This window comes from Rhodococcus sp. C1, assembly GCF_020809065.1.
GTDB classification, from domain to species: Bacteria; Actinomycetota; Actinomycetes; order Mycobacteriales; family Mycobacteriaceae; genus Rhodococcus_F; species Rhodococcus_F qingshengii.
In genome coordinates, this window is sequence record NZ_CP078080.1 from 2,953,403 (window position 1) to 2,971,093 (window position 17,691).

16 protein-coding genes and 6 tRNA genes are annotated in these 17,691 nt (G+C 62.7%); 11 read left to right on the forward strand and 11 right to left on the reverse strand.

Annotated features, from left to right (window positions below; translation table 11 throughout):
* Nucleotides 1–37 precede the first annotated feature (37 nt).
* The 4 genes from KTR60_RS13660 to KTR60_RS13675 all read left to right on the forward strand — a co-directional run bounded on the left by KTR60_RS13660 (nucleotide 38) and on the right by KTR60_RS13675 (nucleotide 4,094).
* Nucleotides 38–2,314, forward strand: coding sequence for a molybdopterin guanine dinucleotide-containing S/N-oxide reductase (locus KTR60_RS13660; protein WP_228402277.1), 2,277 nt, complete (start codon nucleotides 38–40; stop codon nucleotides 2,312–2,314).
* An 82-nt stretch (nucleotides 2,315–2,396) separates the two neighbouring features.
* Nucleotides 2,397–2,870, forward strand: a complete 474-nt coding sequence (locus tag KTR60_RS13665; protein ID WP_228402223.1) for a YbaB/EbfC family nucleoid-associated protein — start codon at nucleotides 2,397–2,399, stop codon at nucleotides 2,868–2,870.
* Nucleotides 2,863–3,174, forward strand: a complete 312-nt coding sequence (locus tag KTR60_RS13670; RefSeq protein ID WP_003942588.1) for a hypothetical protein — start codon at nucleotides 2,863–2,865, stop codon at nucleotides 3,172–3,174. Before KTR60_RS13665 ends, KTR60_RS13670 begins: the two co-directional genes overlap by 8 nt.
* Nucleotides 3,174–4,094: a hypothetical protein gene (locus KTR60_RS13675; protein ID WP_007732900.1), complete on the forward strand. Its 921-nt coding sequence runs from the start codon at nucleotides 3,174–3,176 to the stop codon at nucleotides 4,092–4,094. The genes KTR60_RS13670 and KTR60_RS13675 overlap by 1 nt, the downstream gene beginning before the upstream one ends.
* A 54-nt stretch (nucleotides 4,095–4,148) precedes the next feature.
* Here the strand turns inward: KTR60_RS13675 and msrB are convergent, their stop codons facing one another.
* From msrB to KTR60_RS13695, 4 genes are read right to left on the reverse strand one after another with little or no spacing between them, the layout of a single operon-like run.
* On the reverse strand, nucleotides 4,149–4,580 hold the full coding sequence (msrB, locus tag KTR60_RS13680; protein ID WP_003942631.1) for a peptide-methionine (R)-S-oxide reductase MsrB: 432 nt from the start codon (nucleotides 4,578–4,580) through the stop codon (nucleotides 4,149–4,151).
* 9 nt (nucleotides 4,581–4,589) lie between these two features.
* Complete coding sequence (locus KTR60_RS13685) at nucleotides 4,590–5,873, reverse strand: glycosyltransferase family 87 protein (RefSeq protein ID WP_228402224.1); 1,284 nt, start codon at nucleotides 5,871–5,873, stop codon at nucleotides 4,590–4,592.
* Nucleotides 5,874–5,933: 60 nt separating this feature from the next.
* Nucleotides 5,934–7,487, reverse strand: coding sequence for an alpha/beta hydrolase (locus KTR60_RS13690; RefSeq protein ID WP_228402225.1), 1,554 nt, complete (start codon nucleotides 7,485–7,487; stop codon nucleotides 5,934–5,936).
* Between the two features lie 19 nt (nucleotides 7,488–7,506).
* Nucleotides 7,507–8,256: a pyrimidine reductase family protein gene (locus tag KTR60_RS13695; protein WP_228402226.1), complete on the reverse strand. Its 750-nt coding sequence runs from the start codon at nucleotides 8,254–8,256 to the stop codon at nucleotides 7,507–7,509.
* Between the two features lie 43 nt (nucleotides 8,257–8,299).
* Between KTR60_RS13695 and zapE the strand changes: the two genes are divergently transcribed.
* A complete protein-coding gene (gene zapE, locus KTR60_RS13700; RefSeq protein WP_003942629.1) occupies nucleotides 8,300–9,316 on the forward strand; it encodes a cell division protein ZapE in 1,017 nt (338 codons plus the stop codon).
* Nucleotides 9,317–9,328: 12 nt separating this feature from the next.
* On the opposite strand, the gene KTR60_RS13705 is transcribed toward zapE, so the two are convergent.
* Complete coding sequence (locus KTR60_RS13705) at nucleotides 9,329–9,862, reverse strand: GNAT family N-acetyltransferase (RefSeq protein WP_007732909.1); 534 nt, start codon at nucleotides 9,860–9,862, stop codon at nucleotides 9,329–9,331.
* Between the two features lie 67 nt (nucleotides 9,863–9,929).
* Nucleotides 9,930–11,126 carry an MFS transporter gene (locus KTR60_RS13710; RefSeq protein ID WP_007732911.1) on the reverse strand — a complete coding sequence of 399 codons (1,197 nt, stop codon included), beginning with the start codon at nucleotides 11,124–11,126 and terminating at the stop codon, nucleotides 9,930–9,932.
* 116 nt (nucleotides 11,127–11,242) lie between these two features.
* Here KTR60_RS13710 and KTR60_RS13715 point away from each other — a divergent pair, with 116 nt between their 5' ends.
* On the forward strand, nucleotides 11,243–12,628 hold the full coding sequence (locus tag KTR60_RS13715; protein ID WP_050656610.1) for a GH1 family beta-glucosidase: 1,386 nt from the start codon (nucleotides 11,243–11,245) through the stop codon (nucleotides 12,626–12,628).
* A gap of 174 nt (nucleotides 12,629–12,802) precedes the next feature.
* Nucleotides 12,803–13,279, forward strand: a complete 477-nt coding sequence (locus KTR60_RS13720; protein WP_003942597.1) for an alpha-isopropylmalate synthase regulatory domain-containing protein — start codon at nucleotides 12,803–12,805, stop codon at nucleotides 13,277–13,279.
* A 146-nt stretch (nucleotides 13,280–13,425) separates the two neighbouring features.
* Here the strand turns inward: KTR60_RS13720 and KTR60_RS13725 are convergent.
* The 5 genes from KTR60_RS13725 to KTR60_RS13745 form a co-directional block, all read right to left on the reverse strand.
* A tRNA-Val gene (locus KTR60_RS13725) sits at nucleotides 13,426–13,500 on the reverse strand.
* Between the two features lie 16 nt (nucleotides 13,501–13,516).
* Nucleotides 13,517–13,592, reverse strand: a tRNA-Gly gene (locus KTR60_RS13730).
* Between the two features lie 92 nt (nucleotides 13,593–13,684).
* A tRNA-Val gene (locus KTR60_RS13735) sits at nucleotides 13,685–13,759 on the reverse strand.
* A gap of 1 nt (nucleotide 13,760) precedes the next feature.
* A tRNA-Cys gene (locus tag KTR60_RS13740) sits at nucleotides 13,761–13,831 on the reverse strand.
* Between the two features lie 25 nt (nucleotides 13,832–13,856).
* Nucleotides 13,857–13,929, reverse strand: a tRNA-Gly gene (locus KTR60_RS13745).
* Nucleotides 13,930–14,222: 293 nt separating this feature from the next.
* Here KTR60_RS13745 and KTR60_RS13750 point away from each other — a divergent pair.
* The 4 genes from KTR60_RS13750 to KTR60_RS13765 all read left to right on the forward strand — a co-directional run bounded on the left by KTR60_RS13750 (nucleotide 14,223) and on the right by KTR60_RS13765 (nucleotide 17,676).
* Nucleotides 14,223–14,294: transfer RNA gene (locus KTR60_RS13750), tRNA-Val, on the forward strand.
* A 187-nt stretch (nucleotides 14,295–14,481) separates the two neighbouring features.
* Complete coding sequence (locus tag KTR60_RS13755) at nucleotides 14,482–14,934, forward strand: TIGR02611 family protein (RefSeq protein WP_030536868.1); 453 nt, start codon at nucleotides 14,482–14,484, stop codon at nucleotides 14,932–14,934.
* 133 nt (nucleotides 14,935–15,067) lie between these two features.
* A complete protein-coding gene (gene thrS / locus KTR60_RS13760; protein ID WP_007732914.1) occupies nucleotides 15,068–17,125 on the forward strand; it encodes a threonine--tRNA ligase in 2,058 nt (685 codons plus the stop codon).
* Nucleotides 17,122–17,676 carry an HIT family protein gene (locus KTR60_RS13765; RefSeq protein ID WP_003943307.1) on the forward strand — a complete coding sequence of 185 codons (555 nt, stop codon included), beginning with the start codon at nucleotides 17,122–17,124 and terminating at the stop codon, nucleotides 17,674–17,676. Before thrS ends, KTR60_RS13765 begins: the two co-directional genes overlap by 4 nt.
* The last annotated feature ends 15 nt before the right edge of the window (nucleotides 17,677–17,691 follow it).

The following is a 17,691-nucleotide window of genomic DNA, read 5'->3' on the forward strand; positions in this document are numbered from 1 at the left end:
TCCTGTGACAACTGCACCGAACCGGCGTCGTCAACACATGTCCCATTGGGGAATGTTCACCGCCGAATCGGTCGCCGGCGAGGTGACCGCCGTGCATCCGTACGAGGGTGATGCGAATCCTTCGCCGATGCTCGGGAACCTCGCCGGTTCGGTGCGCAGTCGGGCTCGTGTTTCGGGCCCGGCGGTGCGTCGGGGTTGGCTCGAGAACGGGCCGGGTCCCAGCGACCGACGTGGAGCCGACGAATTCGTCTCGGTCTCCTGGGACGAACTGACCGAACTCCTCTCGCGTGAACTGCGTCGCGTGGTCGACGCGCACGGAAACAACGCGATCTTCGGCGGCTCGTACGGCTGGGCCAGCGCCGGCCGATTCCATCACGCGCAGAGCCAAGTTCACCGATTTCTGAATCAGCTGGGTGGATACACCAAGTCAGTTCACAGCTACTCGCTCGGTGCCACCGGCGTCATCATGCCGCGTGTGGTCGGAACGCACTGGAAGTTGTTCGCGCGCTCCACGTCGTGGGACGTCATCGCGAAGCACTCCGATCTCCTCGTCTCGTTCGGGGGAGTGCCGATCAAGAACACCGGAGTCAATGCCGGTGGTACGAGTGATCATCCGACGCGCGGGGCGCTCGACGCGTTTCGTGCCCGCGGCGGAAAGATCGTCTCCTTCAGTCCGTTGCGTGACGACGTCGAGGGTGACTGCGAGTGGATCGCACCCGTTCCGGGAACCGACGTTGCAATCATGCTTGCCCTGGCGTTTGTCCTGGCGTCGGAGGACCTGCACGATCGCGATTTCCTGGGCCGTTTCTGCGTCGGTTACGAACGCTTCGAGGACTACCTGCTCGGATGTTCCGACGGTGTACCGAAGGATCCGCGCTGGGCGCAGAAGATCTCCGGTGTGTCGGCGGAGTTCATCACCGACCTGGCTCGGAGAATGGCGTCTGGCCGGACGCTGGTGACCGTCACGTGGTCGTTGCAACGCATCAAACACGGTGAACAGGCACCGTGGATGGGCGTGACACTCGCAGCGATGCTCGGCCAATTCGGGCTTCCGGGTGGAGGTTTCGGGCACGGCTACGGTTCGATGAACGAGCCGGGTCTGGCTCCGGTGCCGTATCCCTTGCCGACCTTCTCGCAAGGTGTGAATCCGGTGTCGGATTTCATTCCGGTAGCCGCGATTTCCGACCTGCTGCTTTCGCCCGGGGAGGAGTTCGATTACGACGGCCGACGCCTGACCTATCCCGACATCCGGTTGGTCTACTGGGCCGGTGGCAATCCGTTTCACCACCATCAGGATCTCCCGAGGCTGCGACGGGCATTTGCGCGTCCGGACACGATCGTCGTTCACGATCCGTACTGGACGCCGATGGCCCGCAACGCCGACATCGTTGTCCCGTCGACCACCTCGCTCGAACGAAATGACCTGAGCTGCAATCGAAACGACCCGCTTCTGGTCGCGATGCAGCAGGTCGTTCCACCTTTCGAGAACTCGCGTGACGACTACGACACGTTTGCCGCTCTCGCTTCTGCGCTCGGATTCGGGGAACAGTTCACCGAGGGGCGATCCTCACAGGAGTGGATCGAGCATCTCTACGGTCAATGGCGGCCGTTCGTCGATGCAGACGGCGGCAACACACCGACGTTCGAGGACTTCTGGGCAGAAGGGCACTACCGGATGCGAACCGAAGACAACCTCGTGCTCTTCGGTGACTTCCGTGAGAATCCCGAGAAACATCCGCTCTCGACTCCGAGTGGGAAGATCGAGATCTTCTCCGAGACCATCGAGTCCTTCGGCTACGACGACTGCGCCGGCCATCCGCGCTGGTACGAGCCCGACGAGTGGCTGGGTGGACCGCGAGCCTCGCAATTCCCGCTTCACTTGATCGCCAATCAGCCCAAGACGCGTCTGCACAGCCAACTCGATCACGGCGCTGCGAGCCAGGCGTCGAAGATTCAGGGACGCGAGCCGATTCGTATGCACCCCGATGCAGCGGCCGCGCGCGGCGTCTCGGCAGGAGACGTGGTGCGGGTGTTCAACGATCGCGGAGCGTGCCTTGCTGGTGTGATCGTCGACTCGGACTTGCGGAGCGACGTCGTCCAACTTTCCACCGGTGCCTGGTACGACCCGCTCGATCCTGCCGATCCCGACTCTCTGTGCGTGCACGGCAATCCCAACGTTCTGACACCGGACATCGGTACGTCGTCACTCTCGCACGGGTGCACCGGCCAGCACGTTCTGGTGCAGATCGAGAAATTCGACGGGGCCCTGCCGCCGGTCAAGGCGTTCGATCCGCCCGTGCTTCGTTCACGCTGACGGAACCGATCGGCCACCTCTCGCGTCGAACCTCGTGAGCGCCTGAATCAGGTGTCACGATCTATCGAAGGTGGGGGCCATCGTGAGTGCAGCGGATGTTGGTTCGATGCGGGGGCAAGTCGAAGTACTTCGGGCTCAGATCGATTCGATGCAGCACGTTCTGTTGGAGCGGACTCGATCGCTGGCGGACTTGCAGGAGAGGATCGCTCGAGCGACGGCGAGCGCGCGTTCGAGTGACGGCAGCGTGGAAATCGTCGTCGACGCCTCGGGGGCGGTGGTGGGAGTCGATCTCTCGGGGAGTTCTTACGCCAAGCATTCGCCGGCAGCGTTGGGGAATCTGATTCTGGATACGGCCACCTCTGCGGCAGAAGACATGCGCCGACAGGTTTCCGAGATGACGAAGCCGCTCACGGAGGCGGCCGGAATCGATTTGCCGGACCTGGTTCCGGGCGTGCTCGGATTGCGCGAGATTCTCGAACCTCGTCCGAGCTCCACACCGGCTTCCTGCGACGAGAACTGGGACCGCACCGTTCTGAGGAGCTCCGGCAATGTCTGAGCTGGGCGTGAATGTGGCCGCGATGAAAAGTGCTGCACCAGCCTTCGCGGTGGTCGCTGCCGATCTGGACGAGGCGCGGAGCGCTCTCGACGCAGTGGTCGCCGCCGAAGAGGGTTGCTGGGGCACTGACCAGTTCGGATCCGCATTCTCAGGCGCATATGTTCCCGGTGCTGAGTCAGCAGTCGGTGGGATGACGCTGGTCGCGGGCGCGCTGCGCGAATTGACCGCCACGCTGATCGAGATCACCGATCGTTTCGAATCGATCGACACCTCGCTTGCCGACGACATGGCGGGTGGGCTCTGATGGGACTCGAGATTCCAGGCTGGTTACAGGCGGTTGCGTCGGTCGCGGTGGGCAGTGACTGGCCGCAAGGAGACGAAACGGCACTGTGGAGGTTGGGTGATGCCTGGTCAGGCGCGGCTGATCGGATCGAGGCTTCGGCCGCTGCCGGTGGTTACGGATTGCAGGCAGTACTGGCATCGATCGACGGTCGAGCCGGCGACTCGTTGTCTCGGTATTGGTCCGAGGCCGGGGGAGTTGCGGAGGTCTTCGAGCGGTTGTCCTCTGCCGCGGCCGAACTGGGTCAGTCATGCACCGATACCGGCACGGACATCGAGTACACCAAACTGTCGATCCTCGCGGCGCTGGGCGCACTGGCGCTCGAGATTGCCGCCATGGTGGCGGCTGCTGTCCCGACACTGGGTGTCAGTACCGCCGGGGTCGTGGCGGCTGAGGTCGCAACAACACTCACGGTCCGAATGTTGTTGCAGCAATTGTTGATACGAGTGATCGAGGCTGCGGCAGTGGAAGCTGCCGCTGCCGTCTTCTCCGGCCTCGCCATTCAACTCGGGCAGATGACGATGGATCATCGCCAGTCGATCGACGGTGGCAAGGTCGTGACCGAGGGGCGCGACGGTTTCATCAAGGGACTTGCGAACGGAGGGTTGAAGACGACGCCGGATCGTGTCGGCCCTGACCCGAACCCGCTTCCGACCGGTTCGAGGTTGCAGGAGATCGCGCGAGGTGCCTTCGACGACGCGGTCTCGGGAGCGTCCGCTGCGATCGTGACGAAGGAAGTCACGGGCGGCGACGCCGCGTTGACGGACATCACTTCCGGCGCGATCGGTGGCGGGATCGGTTCCGTCAAAGACGGACTTGTCGCTCGCAACGAGGACCTGAATGCGGCCGGTCTGAGCCCGACTGCGCTGAACTGGGACTTCTGAGTGGAAAGTCTCGAATCGTGGGCTACCAGTGATACGGGGTAGCCCACGACCTGGCTACTGAGCGGGCTTGAGGACCAGCGAGATCGAGTTGATGCAGTACCGCTGATCGGTCGGCGTCGGGTATCCCTCGCCCTCGAAGACATGACCGAGGTGGCTGTGGCACTTCTTGCAGATGACCTCGACGCGGCGCATCCCGAGTGAGCTGTCTTCTTTCAGGATCACGGCATCCGAATCCGCCGGATCGAAGAAGGACGGCCACCCGCAGTGCGATTCGAACTTCTCGGTGCTGCGGAACAGTTCGGCTCCGCAGGCCCGGCAGGAGTAGACACCTTCCGTGGTGGTGTCGGTGTACTCGCCGACGAAGGGGCGTTCGGTGCCGGCTTGGCGCAGGACGGCGAACTCCTCCGGCGTCAGTTTTTCGCGCCACTCGCTCTCGGTGTACGTGACCTCAGGTGTGCTGTCGATGCCATCGTGTGAAGAACTCATGCCTCCACGCTAATGCTTTGTCGCCGTTTCGGCTTCGTCGGCAGGTGAGACGGTATCGAGTGGGGGATCGAGGAGGTACGCGGGATCGATTCCCCGATCCAAGCGGCCCTCTCGACGCGCGACCAGATACCGGTATCCGAGGACACAGAAGATCACGATCAGCAGAAGGCTCCAGCCGAGGGTGCTCTTGGTGTATTCGGCCGCCCGGCCGAAGGTCGGCCAGCGGTTCGACCACCAGCTGTCGAACGTCATGAAGCCGTAGACGGCGAGCCAGGCCGGCCAGTTCCGCATGACCGAGTTCTTGAGCACCACGGACATCAGGAGCGGGAGCAGCATCATCGAGTAGTACATCTGGCCGAGCGAGGGCAGCAGGAACGACGCGGTCATGATCACACCGGTCGCGGTGGTGAGGAAGAACAGTTCGTCGTTGCGGTAGTAGCGGTACAGAAGCCACAGAGAAACGACGACCATGGCGGCCAACACGACGCGCAAGAGCAGGATCAACCATTCGGGCAGACCGAAGTAAGCGCCGTTTCCGACAATCGAACTGTTGAAGTAGTCACGAGATTCGAGCAGGTACGGCACGGTGCGGCGGACGAAGTCCATCGCATCCGACGCCAGCGGCCATGCCACGACCGTGAGAATGAACGGGATGCCCAGGGCGGTGACGAACACCTTCCACTGACCGCGAACGAGTGGCAGCAGGAGCAGCGGCGCGAGAGTGGGTTTCACTGCGATGGTGAGACCGATCGCGGCGCCGGCCCACAGGTCCTTCTTGCGCATCAGCAACAGGAGGAAGGCAACTTCGCCGAGCAGGACGAGGCCGTTGATGTTGGTGAACACCAACGTGTTGGTGACCGTCTCCGACATGAACGCGCCGAGCACCAGAATCGGCGCCGCGATGGAACTGATCGTCAGGTCGAACAAGCGCAACAGCAGGTAGAGAGCCACGAGAATGGCGACGGCATTGACACCGATGAACAGCCACCGTGAGCGCTCGGGATCGAGGATCGCCAGGGGGGCCATCAACAAGGAACCCGATGGTGGGTACAGGTAATGGGGGTCTACGGAGTTGAAATCTGCGGTGTAGACGTCGCGCCCGTTCCAGAACGCCAGCGCGGCGTTGTAGACCGGTCGGAAGTCATCGGTGATGGCGCCGTTGACTGCTGTGACGATGACACGATTGAGCACTGTCATCACGGCGATCGGCCACAAAACGAAGTTGACGACTTGTTGGGTTGTCCGCCCGGTACGCGGCTCGAGCTGTCGAAGGAACACTTCGGCACGGTACACCGGAGCAGGGTGTGATCGGGGGATGCACCCCTTTTCGGTCGTGGTGGACGAGCGCCCGAGTCAGGCCGGGCACACGCTTCCGTTACTGGGCAGGGAGGCGTCGCTGAGGTAGAGGCGCATCGCCTGTTGAGCGCAGGTGGATTGTGCCGCGGGGTGACCCGCACCTTGCCAGTCCAGAGTTGCGAAGCGCGATCCTGCATTGGTCACGACGCCGGTGACGGTCGAGAGTCCGGAGTTCCCGACGGCCGGGTCACCCTGACCGCTCAGCACGAGGACTGGGGGCTTCAACTGATTCGGCAGGGGGGAGTTGGCGGTCGACGGCCAGCTGGCGCACGCCAGCAACCCGAGCGCGGCTTCTCGCCCGAACACCGGATAGTTGGTGCCCCAGGTGTCCGCAAGCTCGCGCGCACGCCCGATGCCCGGCCATTGCATGCCGTCGGTGCACCGTCCGATGAACTGGCCGTCGCCGTCCACCTCGTTCTCCGCCCGGGCGGCGCGCTCTCGAATCGGCGAAGCGTTGCCGGTACCGAGCGCGGACAGAGCGTCGGACAGTGAGCGGGTCTCCTGCTCACGGTTGGTTCCGGCAGTCCACAGGCTGGCCGAAATCGCGTTCGACACCGCAGCGGCGGACAGCGGCTGGAATTCATCGGCGCGAGCGCGCTCCATCAAGTCCGTGACCGATTTCTTCGGATCAGGTCCGAGCGAGCACCCCAGCGCCACACATCGCTGAGCGAATGCCGCCAATGCCGCTTCCTCGCCCTGCACGCGGCTTTCGGCCTCGGTCGCAGCGTCGGTGGCCACCGGAGCGGGAGAATCGAGGATCAATCTCGCGAGGTTGTTCGGGTGGGCTGCCGCATAGCTCAGCGCGATGTCCGAGCCGGACCCTGCAGACCACAGAGCGATGGTCTCGACGCCCCACCGTGTACGTAGAGCGTCGATGTCCTCGGCTGCGGAGTCGGCGCCGAACTTCAGTTCTTGAGGGTCGAGGTAGTCCGTGCAGGCAATGGTGGCGTCGTGACCGAGAGCCGCGACCGCATCGGCGGCGTCACCGGTGGAATCCGCGTCGAACTGGCCCAGATCGTGAAGGCCACGCCGAATTTCCGGCGTCATGCAGTCGATTGCGGTGGACCTGTCGATTCCGCGTCGATCGAGGGCAACCACGGGATGTTCGGTGAGAACCGTGTTCAAGCTGGATGCGGCGAGCATGGCCAGAGAGTTTCCCGACGAACGATCGGTGCCCGATGTGAACACGATCGGATACGCGTCGGCAGGCGTCGACGAGGTCCGAGCGCGGGTCAAGCCGGCAGTGAAGTTGCCGTCGATGGCGCCGGTCACGTCGATGGGGGCATTGAATTCCGCGCATTCGAGAATGACGCCGGCGCTCGACGCCGCGAGAGCCTGGTCGGCGAGTGACGTGCCGGTGCAGTCTCGCCACGGTATGTCATCGGTCGGGACTCCAGGGTCAACCGGCGGCGCATCGGGCGACGGTCCCTCGCTCTGGGCAGGGCTGCCGTCGGTGCGGCCTTCGACCGCGACGGCGGGCCGAAGCGACGGACCGGCGCCGCACGCACAACACGTCGCGAGGACGACGGCCATCAAAGCAACTCTGCGCATGCCGACCAGAGTGCCAGGTTCACCGACGTGGCTGCTGACGAACCCATCGAGTGAGGATCGTGCCGTCCGTATCACCGAGAATGTGCGCGGGACGCATGGCTGTGGGCATTGCGTTGGGGGAGAGTGAGATTCGGCCGACTTTGCTCCCCACCAGTTGAGGTGACGTGGTGATGCAGAGTTCGTCGACGGCATTGTCCTCGATCAACTGCCCGAAAAGTGACGGTCCGCCCTCGCACAGCACGCGACGGAGCTTGCGAGCCGACAAGGCCCTGTCGATGTCGCCGCTGGTGACGTTCGGTGAGTCCGTCACCTCCACCTGCGCTCCGGCAGATCTCAGCGCCGAAATTGCCGCGGAGTCCGCGTCGCGACCGACAACAAGGATCGGTGGAACTTCGGTATCGCGAAGGAGTCGGCTTTCGGGGTCGATCGACGCGTGCGCCGAGACGACGAGGATCGGTGGGACCGGAGCGAGGCCGCTCGCCTTTCGTCGCGCCCGGGCTTCGTCCGAGACCTGCACACCCCCGTAGTTCTCGGCTCGCGCTGTGCCTGCGCCGACGAGGACGACGTCACAGAGTTCGCGCAAGATCCCGAATACCGACTTGTCTGCCGGTGTGCCCAGTCCACCGCTCACTCCGTCGACGGAGACGCACCCGTCGATGCTGGAAACGAAGTTCACGCGCATCCAGGGTTGCAAGAGGTTCTCCGGATAGGCGTACAAGCCGCGGAGTTCGTCGTCGTGGCCTGGTGTGAAGTAGGTCGCAATATCCATACGGTGCACATGAGAGATCACATCACGTAGATACCCTTGACGGATGCATGAACGTCTTGTCGATCGCAGCCCGGTGGTACCCGCCGATCAACTGGTAGCTCAAATGGTGCCTCCCGCAATGTTCGACGAGGTGAGTTTTGCGTCCTACATTCCTGATCCGAAGGAACCGAGCCAGGCAGCTGCTGTCGCCAAGGCCGAGGAATTCTCCAAGCGCGTCACCAAGATCCGTAGTGGTGGACGCCGTGGACTGTTCGGCAAGAAGACCCAGGCGACCGGCGCCGGCCTGTACCTCGACGGCGGGTTCGGTGTCGGTAAGACTCACTTGCTGGCGTCGATCTTCCACAGCGTTCCGTCGCCGAAGGCTTTCGGAACCTTTGTCGAGCTGACACACGTCGTCGGCGCTCTCGGCTTCAACAAGGCGGTCGAAGCGCTCGCCGACCACAGCGTTCTCTGCATCGACGAGTTCGAGCTCGACGATCCGGGCGACACCATGCTCGTATCCCGCCTCCTTTCGGAGCTTTCCGCGCGCGGCGTGTCCATCGTCGCGACGTCGAACACGCTTCCCGGCCAGCTCGGGGAGGGTCGCTTCGCCGCCCAGGACTTCCTGCGCGAGATCAAGAAGCTCGGCTCGATCTTCGAGACGATTCGCGTCGACGGCCCCGACTACCGTCACCGCGATCTCCCGCCCGCACCCGAGCCCATCTCCTCGGAGGAGTTGGTTTCTCGGGCCGACGCCATCGACGGCGCCACGCTCGACAACTTCGACGAGCTGTGCAAGCACCTCAGCACCCTGCACCCGTCGCGGTACAACAAGCTGGTCGAGGGTGTGAAGGCGGTGTTCATCGACGGTGTCCACCCGGCAACGGATCAGTCCGTTGCACTGCGCATCGTGGTTCTCGCCGACCGCCTGTACGACGCGAGCATCCCGGTCACCGTTTCCGGCGCACGCCTCGACGAGATCTTCACTCCCGAGATGCTCGCCGGTGGGTACAAGAAGAAGTACTTGCGCGCGACCTCGCGTCTGCTCGCACTTTCTCGTTTCGAGGTCGCGGCCGGCTAGTCTGCACGCCTGTCAGCTGACGGGGCGCTCCATCACGAAATCGTGGTGGAGTTGTGCGCCCACGAGGAAAGTCTTCGTGCCGACCTGTGTGAAACCGTGCTTTGCGTAGAACTTCTGGGCGCGCAGGTTCTCCTGATTGACGCCCAGCCAGATCCCGGCACTTCCGCTGCGTCGTGCGTGGTCGACAACCGCGTCCATCAAGGATGCTGCCGCGCCGGTTCCGTGGTTACCCGGAAGCACGTACAACTTGCTCAGTTCCGTTGTCGGGCGAAGTGTCACAGCAGCTTTGACGTCCGGGTCGGAGGGCTCGTCGTCGACAAGCATCGCGTAGCCGACGATCGAACCGTCGCGAATGACCTTGAGAACGGTTCGTGTCGGATCGGTCAGGTACTCGGAGAACTTGTCGACGGAGAGAACGTTGTCGATGAAGGCACTGATGTCGTCGTCGGATGCGTCCGGCGGACACGCCAGTGGAAATGTCACCGCTGCCACGTCGGCTATTGCTTCGGAATCCCAGATCCCGGCCCGGTCAACGGTGATCGTCACGTCAGTTTCTGCCTCTCGTGCACACAATTCGGTCGATCAAGTACACCACTTTCCTCGGGCGCAATGCTCAAGCGGCGTTCTCGGCGACCGGAGTTGTGGCTCGTTTCGGTGCGAACGCGGGAGCAAGAACTATCAAGATCGCGCAGAACGCCAGCGGAATCAGGAACCCGATTCGGAGGTCACTGAAGGCAGCGACCGCGCCGACGATGCCGCCGCCGACGACTGTGCCGACGTAGTTGAAGAGGTTGATGCGTGCGATCACCGCATCGACCTGATCCGGGGGAGCCATCCTGCCGGCAGCGCTGAAGCAGATCGGAGCGATCACCGGTACCCCGAGCCCGACGATGAGGAACCCGGCGATGGCAACGGCGGGAGATTGCGCGAGGACGACAACTGTCATACCGACTACGCCGATGAGAGAGCCGATCCGCACGACGGTGGTCTCACCGAATTTCCCGACCCAGTAGTCCCCGGTCAGTCGTGCGACAAGTGCCGCGATCTGATACGCCGCCACGGAAAGGGCAGCGGTCCCGGCGTCGGCGAGCAGTTCGTCCTTGACGTACAGAGTCGACCAGTTTCCGACGCTGAAGTCGACCGCGTAGAACAATGCCATCGCGACGCCGAGGAGGACGAAGGCGCGGGTGGGTACCGCGAATTTCGCGGTGCTCGTGATGTTTGCCTCGGCAACCGGAGACTCGGACCGATCGAGTAGTTGCGGGCCGAAGGCCAGAAGCATCAGTCCGACAACAACTCCCGCGATCACCTGCGTGACGCGGATCGAAATGTCGAGGCCTGCGGTAGCAGAGATGAACAGGGCGCCGACAATCGCTCCGACGCTCCAGGAAGCATGGAACGAGGAGAGGATGAAGCGGCCCTTGGCGTGTTGGATCGAGACTGCCTGCATGTTGGCGGCCGCGTCGACCATGCCGAGTCCGATGCCGTAGATCGCCAGGAAGACGAAGAACATCGCTGCGTTGGGCGCAATTCCGGTTGCCCCGCCGAAGACTGCGATGACGGCGAGCCCAGTTCGCAGGGTCATCTTGCTCGACGTTCTCACGGCTAGCATCTCGGCGAGCACGCTGCCGAGCCCGGCGATGACGGACACGGTGACAACCGCAACCACAACCAGTGTCTCGCTCAGCTCGAACAAGTCCTTGTACTGCGGCAGCTGCGTCAGAATGGCGGCGAGCAGAAATCCTTGAAGTCCGAAGGCCACCGAAGTGGCGATCCGAGCCCTCGTCAGGGTGCGGGTGTTATCCGTCATCAAGCAGGGCCTTTGTCTCGTTCGTTCGGTTAGGCCGAACGGTACTGGATCTTGATACTGGTCGAGTGTCCAACAAAGCTGCGTGTTTTGCACGGTTCTTTGATTAACTGACCGACATGACTCGGCAGCCGACACCAGAATTTCCGACTTCCTTCGTCTGGGGAACCGCCACTGCGGCCTATCAAATCGAAGGAGCAGTGGCCGAAGACGGTCGCGGACCGTCGATCTGGGACGAGTTCTGTGACCGTCCCGGTGTTGTCGTCGGGGGCGACACCGGGACGGTCGCTGCCGATCATTATCACCGCTGGGAGTCGGACATCGAGCTGATGAATCAGCTCGGGCTCGACGCTTATCGGCTGTCTCTGTCGTGGTCGCGCATTCTGCCCACCGGATCGGGGGCAGTGAATACGAAGGGGCTCGACTTCTACGACCGCCTGATCGACCGACTGTGTTCGGCGGGAATTACTGCCGCTGTCACGCTCTTTCACTGGGATCTGCCCCTTGCCTTGCAGGAGCAGGGCGGCTGGATGAACCGCGACACCTCGTATCGGCTGGGGGAGTATGCGCAGGTCGTCGGCGAGCGGCTGTCGGATCGGGTCGGAATGTGGATGCCGCTCAACGAACCAGTTGTGCACACGCTTTACGGGCATGCCCTCGGAGTTCACGCCCCCGGACTGGCCTTGGGGTTCGAGGCTTTCCAAGCCGCACATCACCAGCTGCTCGGGCATGGCCTCGCTGTCGAAGCGCTTCGGGCAACCGGATGCACGAACATCGGAATCGCCTCGAACCATGCTCCGGTGCGTGCCGCTTCGGATTCGCCGGAAGACGTGATGGCTGCCGACATCTACGACCACGTCGTCAATTGGATGTTCGCCGACCCGGTTCTGGTCGGGAAGTACCCGGCCGACGAATTCGCTCAGCTGCTCAGCGGTCCTGTCGACGAGGACTTGAAAATCATCGGGGCGCCGCTCGACTGGTACGGGATCAACTACTACGAGCCGACGATGATTGCTGCTCCGGTGGAAGGCCAGGGGACCGAAGGTGTGCTCGAAGTCGACCTGCCCCCGGGCCTGCCCTTTGCCCCTGTCGCGATTACCGGTTATCCCACAACCGATTTCGGTTGGCCGATCGTTCCCGAGGGGCTGGGCGAGATCTTGCGGACGTTCCACGCCCGCTTCGGTGACGCACTGCCGCCGATCTACATCACCGAAAGCGGATGTTCATTCCACGACGCCCCGGATGCCGCAGGCGTCGTCGACGACGAAGCACGAATCGACTACCACGATGCGCACCTTCGCGCCCTCCGATCGGCAATGGACGACGGTGTCGACGTCCGCGGTTATTTTGTGTGGTCACTTCTCGACAACTTCGAATGGGCTGCGGGATACAAAGAGCGATTCGGCCTGGTGCACGTCGATTTCGACACCCAGAAGCGCACTCCGAAGACCTCGTTCGAGTGGTATCGCGCCCTCATCGCCGAGCACAAAGCGGCTCAGGTCTGACCTGTGCGGAGGCGGTCTGGGTTGCATTCTCGAACCGGGCCGCCTAGCCTCGTCTCTCATGAAGCGAATTCTCGTAGTAAGCCGCCGTAGCGGGGTCTGAATCGGACCGACCCCTCGCTGCGGGTCGTCTTGCTACCAGTTGGTCCTCCACTTCATTCCAGGAAGACCACGATCATGACTTACAACTTCGCTTTCGCTTCTGATTCTTCTTCTGCTGCTGATCCCTTCGCGGCGCGTCACGGCAAATCTCTGCCCGCCGGCTTGCGTGCCGAATGCTCAGCGATGTCGTGGACCGAGTTCGAGTCCACGTATGCGGCTATGAGCGGCCCGATCCGTCTGGGTGCGTGGTCCTCCGAGAAGATTGCGCCGGGTCGTTGGACCTTCGAAGCGACTCTCGGTCTGGGGGAGCGTATCCAGAAAGCGTCCGCCACCTCGACCGGCGCGATCTCGGCCATGACGTCGATGCTGCACGACGCGGGAATCTCGCTCGAGATCCTGTCTTTCCATCAGCACCAGATCGGCCACCGCACTGCGACGTTCATCTTCACCGAGTGCGACGGCCGTCGGAGCTGGGCGATGGGTATTGCGGAGTCGTCGACGGAGTCCTCGCTGCGCGCGATGACTTCGGCAGCGAACCGCTTCTCTCACTGAGCAGTTACAACAATCTGATCAGCTACATCAACCGCAGTACTGACGTGGATTCCCGAGGGGGCTTGCGTCAGTACTGCGGCCCGTGTGTTCGGCGCTCGAACGCAAAAAGCCGGAACCCTGAGGTTCCGGCTTCTTGCATTCTCAAATGGTGCGCGATACTGGGATTGAACCAGTGACCTCTTCCGTGTCAGGGAAGCGCTCTCCCGCTGAGCTAATCGCGCGGGTTCTGGAGAAAAATGGAGCGGACGACGGGATTCGAACCCGCGACCCCAACCTTGGCAAGGTTGTGCGCTACCAGCTGCGCCACGTCCGCATGAGCAATGAACTCCGTTACCGGAACTCAGTACTTTTCTAACTTATCAGACCTGCAAGCAGGTCTTGACCATCAGGCCCTAGGGCCTGACGTGGTGCGCGATACTGGGATTGAACCAGTGACCTCTTCCGTGTCAGGGAAGCGCTCTCCCGCTGAGCTAATCGCGCGAGGTGGAGACGGGAATCGAACCCGTGTGCACGGCTTTGCAGGCCGTTGCCTCACCACTCGGCCACTCCACCGTAAAAGGTTGAGTCACACCTCTCGAGCGGACGACGGGATTCGAACCCGCGACCCCAACCTTGGCAAGGTTGTGCGCTACCAGCTGCGCCACGTCCGCATCGCACCGTGTTGCTTGGGGAGCTGCTCGCTCTCCTCGGTGCGTTGGAAACATTAGCCGACCGTGTCGGATACACACAAATCACCAGCTCAGTGGCTTGTTCGGAGTCGAATCGGCCCGTTGCGCGCGTTGCAACTGTCCGTCTTGGCGATGAATACGGTCTGAAATCAGCTCGAATTCGTAGATTTCGGGGTCGCCTGGAGCAAAACGAATGCCAACCTGGTGATTCGTATTCATCGCGCAGCCGTGTTAATGTTCCAACTCGTTCGAGCGCATGCGTTCGGATGACTTACGGTCCCGTGGCTCAGTGGGAGAGCGTCCGCTTCACACGCGGAAGGTCGCTGGTTCGATCCCAGCCGGGACCACAGAAAAACACTGAAGGCGTTCCCGATCATCGGGGACGCCTTCAGTCGTTTGAGAGCACAGCTGGTCGAGGGCACAGCTGTTCGAGGGCACGGTTATTTCGGCATGCAGACCGTCGTCGCAGGTCGCCGGGCGACGATTTCGGTAGCCTGGTCGAAGAGACATTTCGCGACCGAAAAGGTGACTGCTTTGAGTACCGAAAAGGTCGATTCTTCCGTCGACGATTCAGACCTGTCCGTCTTCCAGGACGCAGAGTCCCGCTGGGAGCGGTGGCGCGCGGGAATCGCCGCGCGGCCCACCCTCAATCTTGCGTACCGCATCGGCGTCGGAGTCGTGGGCACGATCGTGTTCGCCGCCGGCATCGTGGCTATTCCGTACCCCGGGCCCGGTTGGCTCATCGTTTTCGCCGGCCTCGGCATCCTGGCGTCGGAGTTCGCGTGGGCACATCGACTCCTTCATTTCGCGAAGGCTCGATACGACCGGTTCATGGAATGGTTCGGCAAGCAGTCGCTGTTCGTCAAAGGGTTGGGCGTTCTGTTCACCACAGTGATCGTCCTGGCGACTTTGTGGGTGCTCGGCACTTTCGGCCTGATCGGGACATGGGTGGGCCTGGACTACTCGTGGCTCGAGTCGCCGCTGTGAGTTGAACGCGGCCCGGTTTCCTTCACTCGGTTGTCTCACCATGTCGGTAGGGCCGATAACATGATCGTGCGCGTGCTCGCAGTGGGTACGACGCCTGTCTAACTTGTCGCAATACCTTTAGGAGCACATCGCCGTGACCAGTCCCGCGCCAGAGCACTCAGCCGCCCCACTTCGGGTGCCCGCGGGGACGACCGCCGGGACTGCAGTGCGCGAAGCCGGATACCCCACGAAGGGGCCCGACGTGATCGTCGTTGTCCGCGATGGCGAGGGAACGCTCAAGGATCTGTCGTGGACACCTGAGGTCGATGTCGACGTCGAGCCGGTGGCAGCATCCACCGAGGACGGCCGCAGCGTCATCCGGCACTCCGCGGCCCACGTCCTCGCGCAGGCGGTTCAGAAAGAATTCCCCGACGCGAAGCTCGGCATCGGTCCGCCGATCAAGGACGGCTTCTACTACGACTTCGCGGTGGACCGCCCGTTCACTCCGGAGGATCTGGCCAAGCTCGAAAAGCGTATGAAGCAGATCATCAAGGGATCACAGCGCTTTTCGCGTCGAGTCGTCGATTCGATCGAGGACGCTCGGGTCGAGTTGGCCGACGAGCCCTTCAAGCTCGAATTGATCGACGACAAGTCCGGTATCGACGATCCCGAGATCATGGAGGTGGGCGGCAACGAGCTGACCATCTACGACAATCTCGATCCTCGTACCGGCGACAAGATCTGGTCCGATCTGTGCCGCGGCCCGCACATTCCGACCACCAAGCACATCCCGGCCTTCAAGTTGACCCGAAGCTCCGCCGCCTACTGGCGTGGCAACCAGGACAACGCCGATCTTCAGCGTGTCTACGGCACCGCGTGGGAGTCCACCGAGGCTCAGGACGAATACCTCGAACTGCTCGCCGAGGCCGAGCGTCGTGATCACCGCAAGCTCGGTACCGAACTGGACCTCTTCAGCTTCCCCGACGAGCTCGGTTCGGGTCTGCCGGTGTTCCATCCCAAGGGCGGCATCATCCGCACCGAGATGGAGAACTACTCGCGCAGCCGCCACATCGAGGCGGGCTACGAGTTCGTCAACACTCCGCACATCACCAAGGGGCATCTGTACGAGGTTTCCGGTCACCTCGACTGGTACCGCGACGGCATGTTCCCGGCGATGCACGTCGACGAGGAACTGAACGAGGACGGCACCGTGCGCAAGCCGGGCCAGGACTACTACCTCAAGCCGATGAACTGCCCGATGCACAACCTGATCTTCCGTGCTCGCGGACGCTCGTACCGTGAATTGCCGTTGCGGCTCTTCGAATTCGGCTCGGTCTACCGCTACGAGAAGTCCGGCGTCATCCACGGCCTGACCCGCGTGCGCGGCATGACCCAGGACGACGCTCACATCTACTGCACCCGTGAGCAGATGCGCGACGAGCTGACCACCACCCTGCAGTTCGTTCTGAACCTGCTCAAGGACTACGGCCTCGACGACTTCTACCTCGAACTGTCCACCAAGAACCCGGACAAGTTCGTCGGTAGCGACGACGTCTGGGAAGAGGCGACCGCAACGCTCGCCGAGGTCGGCGAAGCTTCCGGCCTGACTCTGGTGCCGGATCCGGGCGGAGCCGCGTTCTACGGTCCCAAGATCTCCGTTCAGGTCAAGGACGCACTCGGCCGCACCTGGCAGATGTCGACCATCCAGCTCGACTTCAACCTGCCCGAGCGGTTCGAGCTCGAATACACCGGCAACGACGGCGTCAAGACTCGTCCGGTCATGATCCACCGCGCGCTGTTCGGCTCGATCGAGCGGTTCTTCGGTGTCCTGACCGAGCACTACGCGGGCGCGTTCCCGGCGTGGCTGGCGCCGGTGCAGGTCGTCGGAATCCCGGTGGCCGAGGCCTTCGCCGATCACCTGTTCGACGTCACGAAGAAGCTCAAGGCAGCCGGTGTTCGCGCCGAGGTCGACTTCAGTGACGACCGTATGCAGAAGAAGATCCGTAACCACACCACGCAAAAGGTCCCGTTCATGCTCCTCGCGGGCGAGCGTGACGTGGAGGCCGGCGCGGTCAGCTTCCGTTTCCGCGACGGCACCCAGATTAACGGCATTCCCGTCGACGACGCCGTCCGGATCATCACCGAGTGGATCGGCCGCCGCGAGAACGCCTCGCCGACAGCCGAACTGGTGCAGCCAAGCGTGGCGCAGTGAGCGCCCCCGGTGACGACGGTCCGGGTTCGCTGATCGACCACGGCGTCGGTGACCCTGACCATTTGCAGCGCATTTGGTCGCCGCATCGGATGTCGTACATCACCGAGGCGCCCAACACCCCGGGCACGACAGGTGAACCGTTCATCGACATTCCGAAGATGTCGGACGAAGAAGGGCTCATCGTTGCCCGCGGTGAGCATGTCTATGCGGTTCTGAACCTGTATCCGTACAACCCGGGGCACCTGATGGTGGTTCCGTACCGCAAGGTTGCGGCACTCGAAGACCTGACGCCGGAGGAGAGCGCCGAGTTGATGGCGTTCACCCAGCAGGCGTTGCGGGTGATCAAGAGCGTGTCGAATCCTCACGGATTCAACGTCGGCCTGAATCTCGGTGCCGCTGCGGGCGGTTCGCTGTCCGAGCACCTTCACCAACACGTAGTGCCACGTTGGGGCGGCGACGCCAACTTCATCACCGTGCTCGGTGGGGTAAAGGTGATGCCGCAATTGCTGCGGGAGACCAGGGGACTACTCGCCGGTGCCTGGCAACAATAGGTTGACGCATCCGGC